The sequence below is a fragment of the Streptomyces sp. NPDC024632 genome, from assembly GCF_055559175.1.
The window spans coordinates 124470-141530 of sequence record NZ_JBVHLD010000012.1; the positions used below are offsets into that span (position 1 = coordinate 124470).

Genomic DNA, 17061 nt, shown 5'->3' on the forward strand with positions numbered 1-17061 from the left:
CTCACGCGCGGTCGTGGCGGATCGCGTCCGCGACGACCTCGCCGATCAGGACGGCGGTCGCCGCGGGACCGCGCAGGGGAGCGGCCGGAAGGATCGAGGTGTCCGCGACCCGCAGCCCCCGCACCCCGTGGACCCTGCCGTACTGGTCGACCACGGCGTGCCGGTCGTCGGCCGGACCCATGGGTGCGCTCGCGCAGGCGTGCACCGAGGTGCCGATACGGGCCCGGATCCACGCGTCGAGCAGGCCGTCGTCTGCCAGCGTCTCGTGGCCGGGCCCCGCCGTCGAGTCCGGCGCGACGACGGTACGGAAGGCGGGTGCGGCGATCAGTGCCGCGGTCGTCCGGACGCCCTCGCGCAGCCGCCGCCGGTCGTCGGGCGTCCGCAGATAGCCGTAGTCGACGGTCGGCGGCACCGCGGGGTCGGCGGAGACGATCCGCAGGCGTCCGCGCGGTCGCGGGGCCTGCGCGGAGACGAGGAAGGGCAGCGGCGCGCCGGGCAGCGACGTGCGGGCGCGGATCAGGGCCGTCATCGGCGTGAGCGACTGGAGGATTTCCAGGTCGCCCGCCGCGGGGCCGCCGCTCGACACCAGGTGGAGGGCGCCGCCGAGCCAACCGCCGTCGGCGGCGGGCACGTCGCGTACCGGGGTCCACTCCACGACGATCTGCGGGTGGTCGCTGAACGACCCGCCGACGCCGGGGGCGTCCCGCAGCACGGGGATGCCGAGGCGTTCGAGGTCCGCGCGCGGGCCGATGCCGGACAGCGCCAGCAGGTGCGGTGACCCGAAAGCGCCCGCGCACAGCACGACTTCACCCGCCGTGACGGTCTCCCGTACGCCGTCGCGTTCGGTCTCCACGCCGACCGCGCGGCCGTGCTCCACCAGGACTCGGCGGACGGTGCGGTCGCCGAGGACGGTGAGGTTGGGGCGCGCGAGCGCGTCCTGGAGGTAGCCGACGGCGGTGTTGGCGCGTACGCCGTCGACCGCGTTCGACGGCACCGGGCCGAAGCCGGGCGCGCCCTGGTCGTTCTTGTCCGGCTCGGCCGGGAACCCCGACTCGCGGGCCGCCGCGCCGAACGCCGCGGCGGCGGGGTGGTCGAGCGCGGTCCGCCGCACCCGGACCGGGCCGTCCGCGCCGTGGACGGCGGACGCGCCGTAGTCCAGGTCCGTCTCCATCCGGCGCAGGAACGGCAGCATCCGGTCGAAGGACCAGGCGTCGTTGCCCGCCGCCGCCCACCGGTCGAGGTCGTCCCGCCGGGCCCGTACGAAATACCCGCCGTTGACAGTGGTCGAGCCGCCCAGGATCCTGCCGCGGCCGATCGTGTGGGGACGCTCGGGTGTCAGACGCGCCGGATACAGCCACAGCGGCGCCCCCCGCGCCCACGCCCCCGGTACGAGCCGCGCGTCCAGCAACTCCGGCGCGAAGGTTCTCGGCGCGGGCCCCGCCTCGATCAGCGCCACCGTCCGCCCCGCGTCCTCGCTCAGCCGCGCGGCCAACGGCCCCCCGCTCCCGCCTCCCCCGACCACCACGACATCGGCCCGCGCCACCCCGCTCGTCGGACCCACGCCCCGCCCCTTTCCCACCGGTTCACAGCCACCCTAGGCGAGCCCCCCTCCCGTTCCCGGTCGGCGCTCCCGCCGGGCCCGGTCAGGCGGACGGGCTCCGCGCCGGGGTCTCGCCGAGGGCCGGACCTTCAGCGGTGGGGAGCGGGCGCAGGCCGGGGGCCAGGGCGAGGGTGACGGCTACGGAGGCGGTCGCCATCACGGTCATGGCGGTGGCGGGTGAGGTGCGCTGGGCGACAGCTCCCGCCAGGGTGGCGCCGACGCCCTGGAGTGTGAGCGTGCCGGAGGAGTGGAGGCCGAGGGCGTGGCCGCTGAGGGCGTCGGGGGTGAGGGACATGAGCCGTTCCTGGAGGAGGAGGCTCGCGGAGTAGCCGACGGAGGCGAGGACGACGGCGGTCACGGCGAGCGGCAGGGCGGGGTGGAGGGCGAAGGCGAGGTAGGGGGCGGCGAGCAGCAGCCGCAGCGGCGCGCCGAGGCGTTCGCGCCAACGGCGGGGCAGGAAGCGGCCGGTGACGGTGTCGCCCGCGAGCATCCCGAGGGCCGCGCTGGCGAAGAGGAGCCCGGCGTGCCGGGGCGCGTAGGGGACGTGGGATTCGCAGCCGACGATGAGCCCGTTGGGCACCCACAGGGCGAGGTAGACGTAGCGGCGGGGCACGGACGACCAGAGCAGGCCGTTGGTGCGCCAGGTGTCGGCGACCGAGGGGCGTCCCGCGGTACGCGGCGGGCGACCGCTCAGGCCGAGCCGGGCAACGGCCGCGGCGGCCAGGTAGAGCGCGGCGCCGGCCAGCAGGGTGCCGCGCGGGGACAGCACGGTGACCAGGACCCCGCCGACGGCGAAGCCGCAGATCTGCGTGGCGCCGACCGACATGTTGAGCACGGACCTGCCGAGCAGATAGCCGTCGCGCTCAAGGATCTCGTTGAGCAGCCCGTAGCGCACTCCCCCGCCCAGTGAGGCGATCAGCCCCTCGCCGAGGAGTACGGCGAAGGCCGCCCACACGGGCAGTCCCGGCACGGCCTGGGCGGCGGTGCACAGGCCGAAGAGCAGGGCGAGCCCGGCCGTCGCGGCGCGCGGCGGCAGCCGGTCGGCGGCCGACAGCAGTGTGGTCGCGCCGACGACCTGGACCAGCGCCGGGCCGAACATCGCCAGGGCGGACAGCAGCGGCGAGCCGGTCGCCGTGTAGATCAGCGTGCCCAGCGCGAGACCGCTCACCGTGGACGCGGCCGTCGACAGCGAGCCGGTCGCGAACAGCGGCGTGAACTCCGGGGCGCGGAAGAGTTCTCGGTAGGTGCGCATGGACGGGGAGTCTCCGCGGCCCGGCCGGCCCGGCGTTAGAGTTTCGCGGGGAGGCGAAACGATGGGCTGGTGGCTGGTCAACGCGGACACCCTCGCGGGAGGCCGTTTCGTCGTCTCCCCGCTGGCCGAGACCGTCGCGAGCCTGCTCGACCTGGCGGGCGGCACGGCCGCGCACCCCGGCGAGAGCGCGTGGCTGCGCGCCCACCGGTCCGCGTACCGGCGCCGCCTGGCCGAGGACCCGGTCGCCGCGCTGATCGTCGGGGCCGGATTCCGGCCGACCTGGATCGCGGACTTCCTCATCCCCCCGCCGCAGGCCGAGGGCGAGCCGTCGATCGAGGCGGAGCTGGACCGTATCCGTACGACCCCGGCCGACGTCGCCCGCGCCGACCTGGCGATATCGCTGGGCGGACCGCTGCCCGCCTGGCTGCCCGAGGCCGAAGTGCCCCGGCGGGCCGCGGATGTGATGCGGTGGGTGTGGACGGAGACGGTCCTGCCGTACTGGCCACGGCGGCGCCGCGTTCTCGAGGCCGACATCGTGGCGCGCACCCGGCAGTTGAGCCAGGGCGGCTGGACGGCGGCGCTGGACGACATGCGGCCGGGGATGCGCTGGCTGGGCGAGGGACGGCTCCAGATCAACGCGTACGACAATCCGCCGCGCGAGATCTCCGGGGCGCGGCTGCTGTTCGTGCCGGTCACCCCGCGCCGGAGCTGGGTCTCCTGGGACCGGCCGCACCGCTACGCCGTGATCTACCCGTGCGCGGGCGTACTGGCCGAGCCGGACCGGCCCTCGGCGCCGGACGCCCTGCGCGCGCTGCTCGGGCCGGGGCGCGCGGCCGTCCTCGTCCTCCTGGACTCCCCCAAGAGCACCACCCAACTGGTCGCGCTCACCGGCCAGGGACTCGGCTCCGTCGGCCGCCATCTGAAGGTGCTCTTCGACGCCGGTCTGATCCGGCGCCGTCGCGCCGGGCGGTCGGTGCTCTACTACCGGACGGACGCCGGGGAGGTGCTGGTGCGCGCCCAGCGGCACGAGTGAGCCGTCGTCGCGAAACGGGCGGGGCGCTCAGGAACGCGTGGCCGTCGTGTCGATCTGTTCCTCGGCCGGGCCGGGGGACGCGGCGGCGGCCGGGAGCGCGGCGCGGCGGCGCGCGTACGGGCCGATGGCCCCGGTGAGTTTGCGGGCGATGGGCTCGGTCCAGCGGGCGGTGAGCGGGCCGAGGACGACCAAAATCAGCACATACGCGGTGGCCAGCGGCCCGATCCGGGGCTCGACACCGACCGCGAGTCCCGCGATGACGATGGAGAACTCGCCGCGCGCGACCAGCGTGCCGCCCGCCCGCCACCGTCCGGCGGGCCGGATTCCGGCCCTGCGCGCCGCGTACCAGCCGGTGGCGACCTTGGTGAGGGTCGTGACGACCGCCAGGATCAGCGCGGGGACCAGGACCGGCGGGATGTCGGCGGGGATGGTGCTCAGGCCGAAGAAGACGAAGAAGACCGCCGCGAACAGGTCCCGCAGCGGAGTCAGCAGACTTCTCGCCCCCTCGGCGACCTCACCCGACAGCGCGATGCCGACCAGGAACGCGCCCACAGCGGCGGAGACCTGGAGCTGTTGCGCGACACCGGCCACCAGCAGCGTCAGGCCGAGCACGACCAGCAGCAGCATCTCGGGATTGTCGGAGGAGACGGCGCGGCTGATCAGCCGCCCGTGGCGCAGCGCCACGTACAGGACGATCCCGACCGTGCCGAGCGAGATCAGCAGAGTGAGGGTGCCGCCCGCGAGACTCACGCCCGCCAGCAGGGCGCTGAGAATCGGCAGATAGACCGCCATCGAGAGGTCTTCGAGGACCAGCACACCCAGAATGAGCGGGGTCTCACGGTTGCCGAGACGGCCGAGGTCCCCGAGGACCTTGGCGATCACACCCGACGAGGAGATCCACGTCACGCCCGCCAGCGCGACGGCCGCGACCGGACCCCAGCCCAGCAGCAGCGCGGCCACCGCGCCGGGTACGGCGTTGAGCGCGAAGTCCACCGCGCCCGAGGGGTACTGCGTTTTCAGATTCGTGACGAGTTCCGAAGCGCTGTACTCCAGGCCGAGCAGCAGAAGCAGCAGGACGACGCCGATCTCGGCGCCGGTGGCCACGAAGTCCTCACTGGCGTGCAGCGGGATGAGCCCGCCTTTGCCGAAGGCCAGCCCCGCGAGCAGATAGAGGGGGATCGGCGAGAAGCCGACGCGTCCCGCGAGGCGGCCGAGGATGCCCAGGGCGAGAATGATCGCCCCGAGCTCGATGAGCATGTCGGTCGTGTCGTGCACAGGCTCTTATCCCCCTGTGATCAGTTCCGCGACGGCGTCCACACCTTCGCGGGTGCCGACGACGACAAGGATGTCGCCGACCGCGAAGCGGAAGTCGGGAGTGGGCGACGGCACGGCGGCCGTGCGGCGGAGCACGGCGACGATCGAGGCGCCGGTACGGGTACGGGCCTGCGTGTCGCCGAGCGTGCGGCCCGCGTACGGCGACCGTTTGCTCACCGTGATGTGCTCGGTGACCAGGTCGATCTCGAAGTGCTGGCGCAGGTGCGCGACCGGGTCGGGCGGGAGCAGTTCGGCGAGCGCGCTCACTTCGTGCGGCTCCAGGACCACGGCGTCCTTGCAGGCGTCGTCGTCCTCCGGGTCGTGGAACGCCAGGGTGCGCCGCCCGTCGTGGTGCACGACCACCGACAGGTGCCGACCGGCGTCGGTGGACACGTCGTAGCGGATGCCCACCCCCGGGAGCGGGGTCTTGCGCGCGTGGACGGTGTGCTGCATTGCGTGCTCCAAGGGGGACGGGACGTGTCGTGTGAACGGCGTCCGGGCCGACCGGTGTGGGTCGGGCGGTCGGGCGGCGCGGCGCGTTCGCCGGGTCGGCGGCGACCGCGGCTCCTACCAGGGTCGCGGGCGGACCGACCGAGCCATAGTAAAGGAATGGCAAATGGATTGCGGGGGCGGGATCGGGCACCCCTCGCCGGCCCCCGGCGGGGCGCCCGCGCGGCGGGCCGACGCGCGGGGAAAAGCGGTTGACGGGAGCCGCCGCCGCGCGGTCGTATGACGCCCCATGACCACCCCGCCCATGCACCCTGACCTGCACCCCATCGACGCCGACCTCGTACGGCGGCTGGTGGCCGAACAGTTCCCCCGGTGGGCGGGGCTCGACGTGCGGCGGTTCCCGTCCGGCGGCACGGTCAACGCGATGTACCGGCTCGGCGACGACATGGTGGTCCGTCTGCCGCTCGTGGCGGGCGGGGCCGGGGACGTCGCGCTGGAGCAGGAGTGGCTGCCGCGGCTCGCGCCCCTGCTGCCCGCGGCCGTTCCCGAAGTCCTCGGCGCCGGGGAGCCCACGCGGGGGTATCCGTGGCCGTGGTCGGTGTACCGGTGGCTGGACGGCGAGCCGCCGGAGGCGGCGGCGCTGAGCGAACCCGTACGCCTGGCGGAGGACATCGCCGGATTCGTGCGGGCGATGCGGGACGTCACGCTGCCGGACCCGCCGCCCGCCTATCGCGGCGAACCGCTCGCCCACCACGACGCGTCGACCCGGTCGGCGATCGCGCGACTGCGCGGGATTCCGCAGGAGGGCGTCGACTGCGACGGCCTGACCGCCGTGTGGGAGGACGCCCTGCGCGCGCCCGACTGGGACGGGCCGCCGGTGTGGGTGCACTCCGATCTGATGCCGGGCAATCTGCTGGTGTCGGGGGGCCGGCTGACCGCGGTGATCGACTTCGGGTGCGCGGGCGTGGGCGATCCGGCCTGTGACCTGTTCCCCGCGTGGAATCTGCTGCCGCCCGACGCGCGGGAGGTCCTGCGCGGCGCGCTCGGCGTCGACGACGCGACGTGGAGGCGCGGGCGGGGCCGGGCGCTCTCCCAGGCGGTGAACGCGCTGCCGTACTACCGCGAGACGAATCCGACGATGGCGCGGAACGCCCGGCATGTGATCCGCGCGGTGCTCGCCCAGGACTGAGCCCCCGGGCCGCTGGGCGCCTGGGCACCCGGCGGCCGAAAGGGCCCCGCACACAGCGACGTCCGGGGCGGCTTCTGCGAGCCGCCCCGGACGTGTGGCCGGGATGTGCGTCAGACGCGGTCAGGCGTCCAACACGCGGTGCCCCGGAGGCACCGTTCTCAGACCAGGTCGAACCGGTCGAGGTCCATGACCTTGGCCCACGCCGCGACGAAGTCGTTGACGAACTTCTCCTTCGCGTCGTCGCTCGCGTAGACCTCCGCCAGGGCGCGCAGCTCGGAGTTCGAGCCGAAGACCAGGTCGGCGCGGGTGCCGGTCCACTTGACCGCGCCGGAGGCGTCGCGGCCCTCGAAGGTGTTCGCGTCCTCGGACGTCGCGCTCCACGTCGTGCCCAGGTCGAGCAGGTTGACGTAGAAGTCGTTGGTCAGCGTGCCGGGGGTCTCGGTGAGGGCGCCGAGGGCGGACTGCTGGTAGTTGGCGCCCAGGACGCGCAGGCCGCCGACGAGGACGGTCAGCTCGGGGGCGCTCAGGTTCAGCAGGTTCGCCTTGTCGATCAGCAGGTACTCGGCGGGCAGCCGGTTGGCCTTGCCGAGGTAGTTGCGGAATCCGTCGGCGGTCGGCTCCAGGGCGCTGAACGACTCGACGTCGGTCTGCTCCTGGGTCGCGTCCACGCGGCCCTGCGTGAACGGCACCTGAATGTCGAACCCGGCCGCCTTGGCGGCCTGCTCGACGCCGACGCCACCGGCCAGCACGATCAGGTCGGCGAAGGAGATCCCCTTACCGCCGCTCTGGGCGGCGTTGAAGGACTCCTGGACACCTTCCAGGGTGCGCAGCACGGTCGCCAACTGGTCGGGCTCGTTGACCTCCCAGCCGATCTGCGGCTGGAGACGGACGCGCGCGCCGTTGGCGCCGCCGCGCTTGTCGCTGCCGCGGAAGGACGAGGCCGAGGCCCACGCGGTGGAGACGAGCTGGGCCACCGACAGCCCGGAGCCGAGGATCTGGCTCTTGAGGGCGGCGATGTCGGAGGCGTCGAGCGCCTCGTGGGTGGCGGCGGGCAGCGGGTCCTGCCACAGCAGCACCTCGGAGGGGACCTCGGGGCCGAGGTAGCGCACGACCGGGCCCATGTCGCGGTGCGTCAGCTTGTACCAGGCGCGGGCGAAGGCGTCCGCGAACTCGGCGGGGTTCTCGAAGAAGCGCCGCGAGATCTGCTCGTACGCCGGGTCGACCCGCAGCGCGAGGTCGGTGGTGAGCATCGTCGGGGCGTGGCTCTTGGACGCGTCGTGCGCGTCCGGTACGGTGCCGGCGCCCGCGCCCTCCTTCGGCCGCCACTGGTTGGCGCCCGCGGGGCTCTGGAACAGCTCCCACTCGTAGCCGAAGAGGATCTCGAAGAAGCTGTTGTCCCAGGCGGTCGGGGTGTTGGTCCAGATGCCCTCGAGACCGCTGGTGATCGCGTCGCCGCCCTTGCCGGTGCCGTAGCTGTTCTTCCAGCCGAGGCCCTGCTGCTCGACGGAGGCGGCCTCGGGGTCGTCGCCGACGCTGTCGGCCGGTCCCGCGCCGTGGGTCTTGCCGAAGGTGTGGCCGCCCGCGATCAGCGCGACGGTCTCCTCGTCGTTCATCGCCATCCGGCGGAAGGTCTCACGGATGTCGCGGGCCGCGGCCAGCGGGTCGGGCGTTCCGTTGGGGCCCTCGGGGTTGACGTAGATCAGGCCCATCTGGACGGCGCCGAGCGGGTTCTCCAGCTCGCGGTCGCCCGTGTAGCGCTCGTCGCCGAGCCAGGTGGTCTCGGGGCCCCAGTAGACGTCCTCGTCGGGCTCCCAGACGTCCGCGCGACCGCCGCCGAAGCCGAAGGTCTCGAAGCCCATCTGCTCCAGCGCGACATTGCCGGTGAGGATCATCAGGTCGGCCCAGGACAGGCTCTGGCCGTACTTCTTCTTGACCGGCCACAGCAGACGGCGGGCCTTGTCCAGGTTGGCGTTGTCCGGCCAACTGTTGAGCGGGGCGAAGCGCTGCTGGCCCGCGCCGCCGCCGCCGCGGCCGTCGCTGATGCGGTACGTGCCCGCGCTGTGCCACGCCATACGGATCATGAAGGGGCCGTAGTTGCCGAAGTCGGCGGGCCACCAGTCCTGGGAGCTGGTCAGCACCTGCGCGATGTCCTGCTTGACCGCCGCGAGGTCGAGGGTCTTGAACGCCTCGGCGTAGTCGAAGTCCTCGCCGAGCGGGTTGGCCACGGCGGGGTTCTTGGCAAGGATCTTCAAATTGAGCCGCTCGGGCCACCACTGGCGGTTTCCGCCGCCCTGAGTCGGGTGCGGCGCGCGTCCGTGCGCGACCGGGCAGCCACCCCCGCCCTCCGCCTTCGCGTCAGTGACGATTGCATCATGGTTCTCAGACATGGGAATCCTTCCGGACCAGGCGGATCACGGTGCTCAGGAACTGCGGGGAAATGGAACAGTCGGGGCGCTCGGCCCCGGGAGACGACCGCGGTTCGTCGGGCGACAAGTCGAACGACGAGCCAGGGTCATCGGACACGGTCGGGCGGGCGGTGGCCGTGACGCGGGCGGTCCCCACCCTCAGGCCGACGCCGCGCGACTTCACGGCGGTGGTCCCGTCACGTCTCCGTCTCCTGCCCTACTGGGGGCTTCCTGTCCCTTGGTTATCGCCGGAACCGATCCTACGATGGACTGTGTCCAAGTCAAGAAGCGGGCCAAGCTCATATCCCATCAGACTCCGGACGCCCATGAGTAAACTTCGGGCATCCCGCCGAACCTGAATAGGTGAACCGACATGAGTGACCTGCTGGAGCGGCTGCGCGGACGCGGCTGGCGGATGACCTCCCAGCGCCGCGTCGTCGCCGAGGTTCTCGACGGCGACCACGTCCACCTGACGGCCGACGAGGTGCACGCCCGCGCGGCCGGGCGGCTGCCGGAGATCTCGCGGGCCACCGTCTACAACACCCTGGGCGAGATGGTCGCGCTCGGCGAGGTCATCGAGGTCTCCACCGACGGCCGCGCCAAGCGGTACGACCCGAACGCGCACCACGCCCACCAGCACCTGGTGTGCTCGCGCTGCGGCACGATCCGGGACGTCCACCCGACCGGCGACCCGCTGGCCGACCTGCCGCCCGAGGAGCGCTTCGGTTTCAGCGTCTCGGCGTTCGAGGTCACCTACCGGGGCGTGTGCCCGTCCTGCGCGTGAGAACCGCCCCTCAGCGCGGACGCCGGTAGCCGTCAGTCCTCGGCGGCGGGCAGCGCCGTCGCGACCACCCGGCGGATGGCGGGCAGGTCGACGCTCGCGGCGAGCGCGTCGTCCTCCGGCATGCCGGTGGTCGCGTCCTCGACGTTGAGCAGGGTGCGGAAGACGCGCGGCAGCACGGTGCGGCCGAGCAGGTCCTCGGCGAGGGCGGCGCCGTCCTCGGGCCCCATGCCGTAGCGCTCGACGAGATACGCGGCCAGCCGTTCGTGGGTGGCGGCGAACATGGCGTCGAAGTACGCGCGCGAACTGGCGGGCAGCCACGCGGCGGCGGCGATGCTCAGCCGGCAGGTGCGCACCTGCGACTCCCACGTCATGAGCTGGAGGAACCGCCCGCAGAACAGGGTGACGGCCTCCGCGGGGTCCGCGGAGTACGCGTCGGGTGTCCGCAGCCTGCCGAGGTAGAGCTCGCGGACGAGGCCGAGGACGGCGAGGAACAGCTTCTCCTTGTTCTCGAAGTGTGCGTACAGCGACCGCTTGGACGTCCCGGCGCGGGCGGCGACGGCGTCCATCGAGGCGCGCTCGTACCCGGCCTCGAGAAACACGTCCTTGGCCATGAACAGGATGTGGCGCCGCAACTCCTCGCCCCGTCGCTGCTCCCCGCGCTGTCGCGGCCCGCCTTCTTCGGTCATCGGCTTGCATCCTCAAAAGTAAACGGTACGGTAGAGTTTACTTGTTCGAGCGACCTTTTCCCATGCCGCTGGAGTGAACTCATGATCGTCATCACCGCACCTACCGGAAATATCGGACACCAGGTGGTCGACCGCGTTCTCGCCGCCGACGAGCCGGTCCGCGTCGTCGTCCGCGACCCCGCCCGGCTGAGCGCCGGCGTCCGCGAGCGCGCGGAGGTGGTCCAGGGCTCGCACGGCGACCCCGAGGCCGTGGCCCGCGCCCTCGACGGCGCCGACGCGCTGTTCTGGCTGCCGCCGCCCAACCCCCACGCGGCCACCCTAGACGAGGTGTACTCCGACTTCGCCCGGCCCGCCGTCGAGGCGATCCGCGCCTACGGCGTCAAGCACGTCGTCAGCGTCAGCTCCCTGGGCCGCGGCACCGCCTACGCGGACCGGGCCGGGCATGTGACCGCCACGCTGGCCCTGGACGACCGGCTCGCGGAGACCGGCGCGGCCTTCCGGTCCCTGAATCTGCCCAGCTTCATGGACAATCTGCTCCGCCAGGCCCAAGTGATCAAGGAGCAGGGCGTGTTCTTCAACGCGCTCTCCCCCGACCGCGCGATGCCCACGGTGGCCACCCGCGACATCGCCGCCGTCGCCGCCCGCCTGCTGCTCGACCCCTCGTGGAGCGGCCGGGAGGACGTACCGCTGCTCGGCCCCGAGGACCTGTCGCAGAATGACACGGCCGCCGTGATCGCCGACGTCCTCGGCTTCCCGGTCCGCTACCAGCAGGTCCCGGCGGGGCCGTTCAAGGAGCGGTTCCTCGGCGCGGGCATGTCCGAGGCCATCGCCCAGGGCATGCTGGACATGGCGATCGCCAAGGACGGCGGCCTCGACAACGGGATCACCCGCACCCCGCAGCACGCCGTCGACACCCCCACCACGCTCCGGCAGTGGTGCGAGGACGTCCTCAGGCCCGCGGTCGAGGCCGCCTGACCGACGAGGGTCTCAGGCCGCGTACTGGTGGGAGGAGTACGTGAGATAGCCCGCGTCGCCGCCCTGGTAGTACGTGGCCTCGTCGACGGGGGCCAGCGGCAGGCCGACGCGCAGCCGCTCGACCAGGTCGGGGTTGGCGATGAAGCCGCGGCCGAAGCTGATCAGGTCGGCGCCCAGCGCGAGCCAGTGGTCGGCGTCATCCCGGCCCGTCTGCTTGGGGCCCATCGGCAGCACGGGGTTCATGATGAGGGTGCCGGGCCACGCCCGGCGCAGAGCGGTCAGCACCTCCTCGTCGGCGGTCGCCTCCAGGTGGACGTACGCCGGTGAGAGCGCCGCCAGTTCGGTGAGCAGCGCCGCGTACAGCTCCGGTACGTCGTCCTCCCGGACACCCCAGAAGGTGGCACCCGGCGAGAGCCGGATGCCGGTGCGGTCCGCGCCGACGGCCTCGACGGTGGCGGCGACCGCCTCGACGGCGAAGCGGATCCGGTTCACGACCGAGCCGCCGTACCCGTCGGTGCGCAGGTTGGCGTTGGACGAGAGGAACTGCGAGATCAGATAGCCGTTGGCGCCGTGCAGTTCCACCCCGTCGAACCCGGCGTCGACCGCGCGGCGGGCGGCGTCGCCGTACGACCGCGCGTGCTCGGGGATCTCGGCGGTCTCCAGGGCGCGGGGCGTCGGGGCGGGCTGCGGGCCGGTCGGGGTGAACACCTCTCCCACGGCGGCGACGGCCGAGGGCCCGACCGGCAGCGTCCCGATGGTGTCGGGGTGCGAGACCCGGCCGCCGTGCATGAGCTGGGCGAAGATCCGGCCGCCGCTGGCGTGCACGGCGTCGGTCACCGGGCGCCACGCGGCGGTCTGCTCGTCGGTGTGCAGCCCCGGCGTGCCCGGGTTGGACTGCCCGCTCGCGCTCGGCTGCACGCCCTCGCTGACGATCAGCCCGGCGGTCGCCCGCTGGGCGTAATAGGCCGCCATCGACGGTGTCGCCAGCCCGCCCGCCGCGGCCCTGACCCGGGTCATCGGGGCCATGACCAGCCGGTTGGGCAGGGTCAGACCGCCGAGCCGGTAGCTGGTGAAGAGGTTCGTCACGTCGGGCTCCTTCATGCGTAGCGCGTCACTTCCGTATCGCCCGGTCTCCCGGACGCGACTGCTACGCTAAAACCTGACATTGACGTCAGAGGCAAGCTCTGTGACGCAGACCATAGCCCGCCCGGGAGCCACCGCCCGGGCGGTGGGAACAGCCGGGAGGACATCGTGCGGATCGGGGAACTCGCGGCGCGGGCCGGGGTCAGCGTGCGGTCCGTGCGCTACTACGAGGAGCAGGGGCTGCTCACCAGCGTGCGCAGCGGCAGCGGGCAGCGGCACTACACGGACGAGGAGGTCGAGCGCGTCGCCTTCATCCAGCGCCTCTACGCGGCGGGCCTGTCCAGCCGCACCATCGCCGAACTGCTCCCCTGCGTCGACTCCCCCAGCGAGGAGAACTCCGACGCCGCCCTCGACCGGATGGCCCTTGAGCGCGACCGCCTCTCGGCCCATATCGACGACCTCGTCCGCACCCGCGACACCCTCGACGCCCTGATGGTCACGGCGCGGACCCACCGTGACCAGGTCCTCGCGGGGACGGCCACCCCCATGGAGGCGGCCAGGTCCTGCGTGGGGCACGCAGCAGGCTGACGGCCTCCGCGGGGGTCGCGACGACGGGGACGGACTCCGGCGGGGGCGGGCGGCGGACGATCAGGACGGGGATACCCGCCTCACGGGCCGCCGTGAGTTTGGGGGCGGTCGCGGAGCCGCCGCTGTCCTTGGTGACCAGGACGTCGATCCGGTGCTCACGCAGCAGCGCCCGTTCGGACTCCACCGTGAACGGGCCGCGGGCCAGCAGGACATGGACGTGCGGGGGAAGCGGCGGGTCCGGTGGGTCGACCGAGCGTGCCAGCAGGAACGAGGCGGGCGCCGCGGCGAAGGCCGCGAGGTCGCCGCGCCCCGTGGTCAGGAAGGGACGGCTCCCGAGGCCCGGCAGCAGGGCCGCCGCGTCCGCGACGGAGTCGGCCCAGTGCCAGCGGTCGCCGGGACCGGCCGCCCAGCCCGGCCGGCGCAGCACGAGCAGCGGCAGGCGTACGGCGCGGGCCGCCTCGGCCGCGTGGGCGCTGATGACGGCGGCGAAGGGATGCGTGGCGTCGACCACCGCGTCCACCCGTTCCTCGCGCAGCCAGCGGGCCAGCCCGTCCGCGCCCCCGAAGCCGCCGATCCTGACCCGGCCGTCCGGCAGCAGGGGCTCCGCGACCCGCCCGGCCAGCGAACTCGTCGTCACCAACCCCGGATCGGCCGCGAGCAGCTCCGCGAGCCGCCGGGCCTCCCCCGTACCGCCGAGGATCAGCACATGCCTCGACTCCGCGCCGGGCGAGGTCACTTGGGGACGCCGCGCCGCAGCAGATAGGTGTCCATGATCCAGCCCTTGCGCGCCCTGGCCCGCGCCCGTACGTCGCTGATCCGTTGCGCGAGGGCGTCGTCCAGCGGTCCGGACAGCAGGATCTCGTCGGGCGTGCCGAGATACGCGCCCCAGTAGATCTCCAGCCCCTGGCCGGTGAAACGTCCGAAGGTCTGGTGGGCGTCCAGCATCACCACCACGTCGTCCACCCCGTCCGGCAACCCGCCGTCGGCGAGCCTGCGCCCGGTGGTGATCTGCACCGGCCGCCCGACCTGGTTGAGGCCCGTGCGGTGCTTGGCGGCCAGCGACGAGACGCTGCTGACGCCGGGCACGACCGTCCACTCGAACGCGGCGCTCCCCCGGCCGTGCACCTCTTCGAGGATGCCCAACGTGCTGTCGTACAGGGCCGGATCGCCCCAGACGAGGAACGCCCCGCAGCCGTCGTCCGGCAGTTCCCCGGCGATCAGCCGCTCGTAGATGTCGGCGCGCCGCCGTCGCCAGTCGTCAACCGCGTTCGCGTAGCCGGGAGTTGTCCGCTCCCGGTCGCGCTCCGGGTCGCGCGCGACGACCACGCGGTGCGGCCGTACGGCGTGCCGCCGCAGGATCTCCTCGCGCAGCGCGACCAGATCGGCCTTCTCCTCGCCCTTGTCGAGCAGGAAGAACACCTCGGTGCGGCCGATCGCCCGCACGGCCTGGAGGGTGAGCTGGTCCGGGTCGCCCGCCCCGATACCGATGACGAAGATCTGTTTCACGGTCCGGAGTCTCGCACAGCGGTCAGGGGCGTATGTCACAACGTCGCAGGCCCGATTGACGTGCCTGTTCGACAGCCCCTACGCTCAATTACGTGATGGCGTGAGGAAGCTGGTGAAAATCCAGCACGGTCGCGCCACTGTGTAGCCGGTCATCGAGGAGGTGGCCGGTGAGTCAGATACTCCGCCGTCACAACGCCCCATTCGATCGAGGGACGCCGAATCCCTGAAGGAGGCCCACCCGTGAGCTCTGTGTCCGCTCCCACCACCACCGCCACACCGGTTGTCCTGCCGGTCTCGAAGGCCGTGATGTGGCTGGTAGGCACCGCGATCCTGGCTTTCGCCGTCTACTACTTCATCGGTGTCGACCAGGGCGCGGTCAGCGTCTTCGGCAAGGACACCCACATCCACGAGTTCGTCCACGACGCCCGGCACTTCCTCGGTTTCCCCTGCCACTGAGTTCGCGCCGACGGAGCCGACAGAACAGACGGACAATTCGACATGGAAAAGAAACTCATCCTGCGCGGCATAGTCGTCGGCGCAGTCGCAGGGCTGCTCGCATTCCTCTTCGCGCGGATCTTCGCGGAGCCGGACATCAGTAAAGCGATCGACTACGAGAGCGGCAGGGACGACGCGCAGGCCGCGCTCGACAAAGCCGCCGGGCTGCCGATGGAGCACGCGGGACACGAGCTGTTCAGCCGCACCGTCCAGGCGGACGTGGGCATCGGCGTCGGCATGATCTTCTTCGGCATGGCCATGGGCGCGCTCTTCGCGGTCGCCTACGCGGTCTGCCTGGGACGCGTCGGCAATCTGCGGGCGCGCAATCTCGCGCTGCTGGTCGCGGGCGGCGGATTCCTCGGCATCTACCTGGTGCCGTTCCTCAAGTACCCGGCGAATCCGCCCGCCATCGGGCACGAGGACACCATCAAGGACCGCACCGGGCTCTATCTGGTGATGGTCGTGTGTTCGCTGGCCTTTCTGGTCGGCGCGGCACTGCTCGGCAGAAGGCTCCAGGCCCGGTTCGGGAACTGGAACGCGACCCTGCTCGCCGGTGCCGCCTTCGTCGTCGCGATCGGCGTGGTGATGGCGCTGCTGCCGCAACTGGGCCACCTGGCGTACAACAAGGAGAATTTCGGCAACCACGCGACGGAGACGCCGCTGCCGCTCACCGACGACAAGGGCCGGATCGTCTATCCGGGATTCCCCGCCGATGTGCTGTTCTCCTTCCGCTTGTACTCGGTGGCCGCGCAGCTCCTGCTGTGGACGGTGATCGGGCTGGCCTTCGGCCCCCTGGCCGAGCGGGTGCTCGCCTCGCGCACCGCCCCCGCCGCGCAGACCGGCAGGACGGACCCGGTCAGCGCGTGAACCGATGAACGACGACGCGCCGCCGCCGTCCGAGCCGCCCGCCGAGGCGTCCCGGACGGCGGATCTCGCGGCCCTCGGCCCGTTCTTCGCCGCCGAGGGGCACCGCGCCGGTTCCGATACCGGCGCTGCCTGGCGGTCGATGGCCGAGCTGGCCGACGGCGGACCCGCGCTCGGCGACCGGGTGGCGGGCGTCAGGCGGTATCTCGCGGCGGCGGGCGGCCGGGAGGCGGAGGCCGTGGAACCGCGGGTCGCCGCGTCCGTGGCCCACCTCGGGCTGGTCGCCCGGGTGCTGTCGCCGACGCTGGCCCTCGCGGTCCTGCGCGGCGAGGTCGCGCCGGGCCTGCGGCTCGCCGATCTGCGCTGGCAGCCGGTCCTGGGCGGCCCCTTCCCGCTGTCGCTGCCGCACACGCCTCAGGACACCGGCCAGGACACGGCTCCCGGCGCGCCCGCGGGAGGGGAGGCCCTGGCCGCCGCCCTCGCCCGCCATCTGCTCGACGGGCCGGTGCGCGAACTGGCCGACGCCTTCGCGCCCTTCAAGGTGTCCCCGCACATCCTGTGGGGCAACAGCGCCTCCGCGCTGAACGGCGCCGCCGGGATGCTCGCCGCGGCGCGCCCCGCCGACGCCGGGCGCGTACGGTCGCTGGCCGCCCTGCTGCTGGACCGGCCGCCGCTGCGCGGTACGAGCACGGGGGCGCGTACGGGCGCACCGGGCGCGCCTTTCCGCCGGCGCAGTTGCTGCCTGATCTACCGGGCCGCGCCGGGGGGCGCGGGCGGGCTCTGCGGCGACTGCGTCCTCGCGCCGGTGGTACCGGCACCCCGCTGAGCTTGGGGCAG

17 protein-coding genes and 1 riboswitch are annotated in these 17061 nt (G+C 73.0%); of the genes, 8 read left to right on the forward strand and 9 right to left on the reverse strand.

The window, feature by feature from the left end:
- Position 1: 1 nt before the first annotated feature.
- Positions 2-1561, reverse strand: coding sequence for a mycofactocin dehydrogenase MftG (gene mftG / locus ACZ37P_RS24790; RefSeq protein ID WP_467348656.1), 1560 nt, complete (start codon positions 1559-1561; stop codon positions 2-4).
- Between the two features lie 82 nt (positions 1562-1643).
- Positions 1644-2852 carry an MFS transporter gene (locus ACZ37P_RS24795; RefSeq protein ID WP_467348657.1) on the reverse strand — a complete coding sequence of 403 codons (1209 nt, stop codon included), beginning with the start codon at positions 2850-2852 and terminating at the stop codon, positions 1644-1646.
- Between the two features lie 61 nt (positions 2853-2913).
- Between ACZ37P_RS24795 and ACZ37P_RS24800 the strand changes: the two genes are divergently transcribed.
- Positions 2914-3885: an ArsR/SmtB family transcription factor gene (locus ACZ37P_RS24800; protein WP_467348658.1), complete on the forward strand. Its 972-nt coding sequence runs from the start codon at positions 2914-2916 to the stop codon at positions 3883-3885.
- A 27-nt stretch (positions 3886-3912) separates the two neighbouring features.
- Here the strand turns inward: ACZ37P_RS24800 and ACZ37P_RS24805 are convergent, their stop codons facing one another.
- Together ACZ37P_RS24805 and ACZ37P_RS24810 are read right to left on the reverse strand one after the other, a co-directional pair.
- Positions 3913-5160 carry a cation:proton antiporter gene (locus ACZ37P_RS24805; RefSeq protein WP_467348660.1) on the reverse strand — a complete coding sequence of 416 codons (1248 nt, stop codon included), beginning with the start codon at positions 5158-5160 and terminating at the stop codon, positions 3913-3915.
- 6 nt (positions 5161-5166) lie between these two features.
- Entirely contained in the window at positions 5167-5652 is a 486-nt protein-coding gene (locus ACZ37P_RS24810; protein WP_188281150.1) for a cation:proton antiporter regulatory subunit, read from the reverse strand.
- 286 nt (positions 5653-5938) lie between these two features.
- Between ACZ37P_RS24810 and ACZ37P_RS24815 the strand changes: the two genes are divergently transcribed.
- Entirely contained in the window at positions 5939-6838 is a 900-nt protein-coding gene (locus ACZ37P_RS24815) for an aminoglycoside phosphotransferase family protein (RefSeq protein WP_467348662.1), read from the forward strand.
- Between the two features lie 158 nt (positions 6839-6996).
- Here ACZ37P_RS24815 and katG read toward each other — a convergent pair whose 3' ends face one another.
- Positions 6997-9225 (reverse strand): catalase/peroxidase HPI, encoded by a 2229-nt coding sequence (gene katG / locus ACZ37P_RS24820; protein ID WP_467348663.1) that lies wholly within the window; start codon positions 9223-9225, stop codon positions 6997-6999.
- A gap of 391 nt (positions 9226-9616) precedes the next feature.
- Here katG and ACZ37P_RS24825 point away from each other — a divergent pair, with 391 nt between their 5' ends.
- Positions 9617-10027, forward strand: coding sequence for a Fur family transcriptional regulator (locus ACZ37P_RS24825; RefSeq protein ID WP_391045013.1), 411 nt, complete (start codon positions 9617-9619; stop codon positions 10025-10027).
- A 32-nt stretch (positions 10028-10059) separates the two neighbouring features.
- On the opposite strand, the gene ACZ37P_RS24830 is transcribed toward ACZ37P_RS24825, so the two are convergent.
- Positions 10060-10713, reverse strand: a complete 654-nt coding sequence (locus tag ACZ37P_RS24830) for a TetR/AcrR family transcriptional regulator (RefSeq protein ID WP_391045016.1) — start codon at positions 10711-10713, stop codon at positions 10060-10062.
- Between the two features lie 81 nt (positions 10714-10794).
- On the opposite strand from ACZ37P_RS24830, the gene ACZ37P_RS24835 reads away from it, so the two are divergent.
- Entirely contained in the window at positions 10795-11688 is an 894-nt protein-coding gene (locus tag ACZ37P_RS24835; RefSeq protein ID WP_467348665.1) for an NAD(P)H-binding protein, read from the forward strand.
- Positions 11689-11700: 12 nt separating this feature from the next.
- On the opposite strand, the gene ACZ37P_RS24840 is transcribed toward ACZ37P_RS24835, so the two are convergent.
- Complete coding sequence (locus ACZ37P_RS24840) at positions 11701-12774, reverse strand: alkene reductase (protein ID WP_467348666.1); 1074 nt, start codon at positions 12772-12774, stop codon at positions 11701-11703.
- 165 nt (positions 12775-12939) lie between these two features.
- Between ACZ37P_RS24840 and ACZ37P_RS24845 the strand changes: the two genes are divergently transcribed.
- Positions 12940-13359 (forward strand): MerR family transcriptional regulator, encoded by a 420-nt coding sequence (locus ACZ37P_RS24845; protein WP_391161936.1) that lies wholly within the window; start codon positions 12940-12942, stop codon positions 13357-13359.
- On the opposite strand, the gene ACZ37P_RS24850 is transcribed toward ACZ37P_RS24845, so the two are convergent.
- Both ACZ37P_RS24850 and cobF read right to left on the reverse strand, forming a co-directional pair.
- A complete protein-coding gene (locus ACZ37P_RS24850) occupies positions 13268-14095 on the reverse strand; it encodes a cobalt-precorrin-6A reductase (protein WP_467348669.1) in 828 nt (275 codons plus the stop codon). The genes ACZ37P_RS24845 and ACZ37P_RS24850 overlap by 92 nt on opposite strands.
- On the reverse strand, positions 14092-14865 hold the full coding sequence (gene cobF / locus ACZ37P_RS24855; RefSeq protein ID WP_401311252.1) for a precorrin-6A synthase (deacetylating): 774 nt from the start codon (positions 14863-14865) through the stop codon (positions 14092-14094). The genes ACZ37P_RS24850 and cobF overlap by 4 nt, the downstream gene beginning before the upstream one ends.
- A gap of 79 nt (positions 14866-14944) precedes the next feature.
- Positions 14945-15068, forward strand: a riboswitch (cobalamin riboswitch).
- A 37-nt stretch (positions 15069-15105) separates the two neighbouring features.
- Here cobF and ACZ37P_RS24860 point away from each other — a divergent pair.
- Genes ACZ37P_RS24860 through ACZ37P_RS24870 form a run of 3 tightly spaced genes read left to right on the forward strand, consistent with a single transcriptional unit; the run spans position 15106 to position 17050 of the window.
- Positions 15106-15321, forward strand: coding sequence for a CbtB domain-containing protein (locus ACZ37P_RS24860; protein WP_391045033.1), 216 nt, complete (start codon positions 15106-15108; stop codon positions 15319-15321).
- Between the two features lie 42 nt (positions 15322-15363).
- On the forward strand, positions 15364-16227 hold the full coding sequence (locus ACZ37P_RS24865) for a CbtA family protein (protein WP_355341016.1): 864 nt from the start codon (positions 15364-15366) through the stop codon (positions 16225-16227).
- A 4-nt stretch (positions 16228-16231) separates the two neighbouring features.
- Positions 16232-17050 (forward strand): (2Fe-2S)-binding protein, encoded by an 819-nt coding sequence (locus ACZ37P_RS24870; protein WP_467348671.1) that lies wholly within the window; start codon positions 16232-16234, stop codon positions 17048-17050.
- Positions 17051-17061 lie beyond the last annotated feature (11 nt).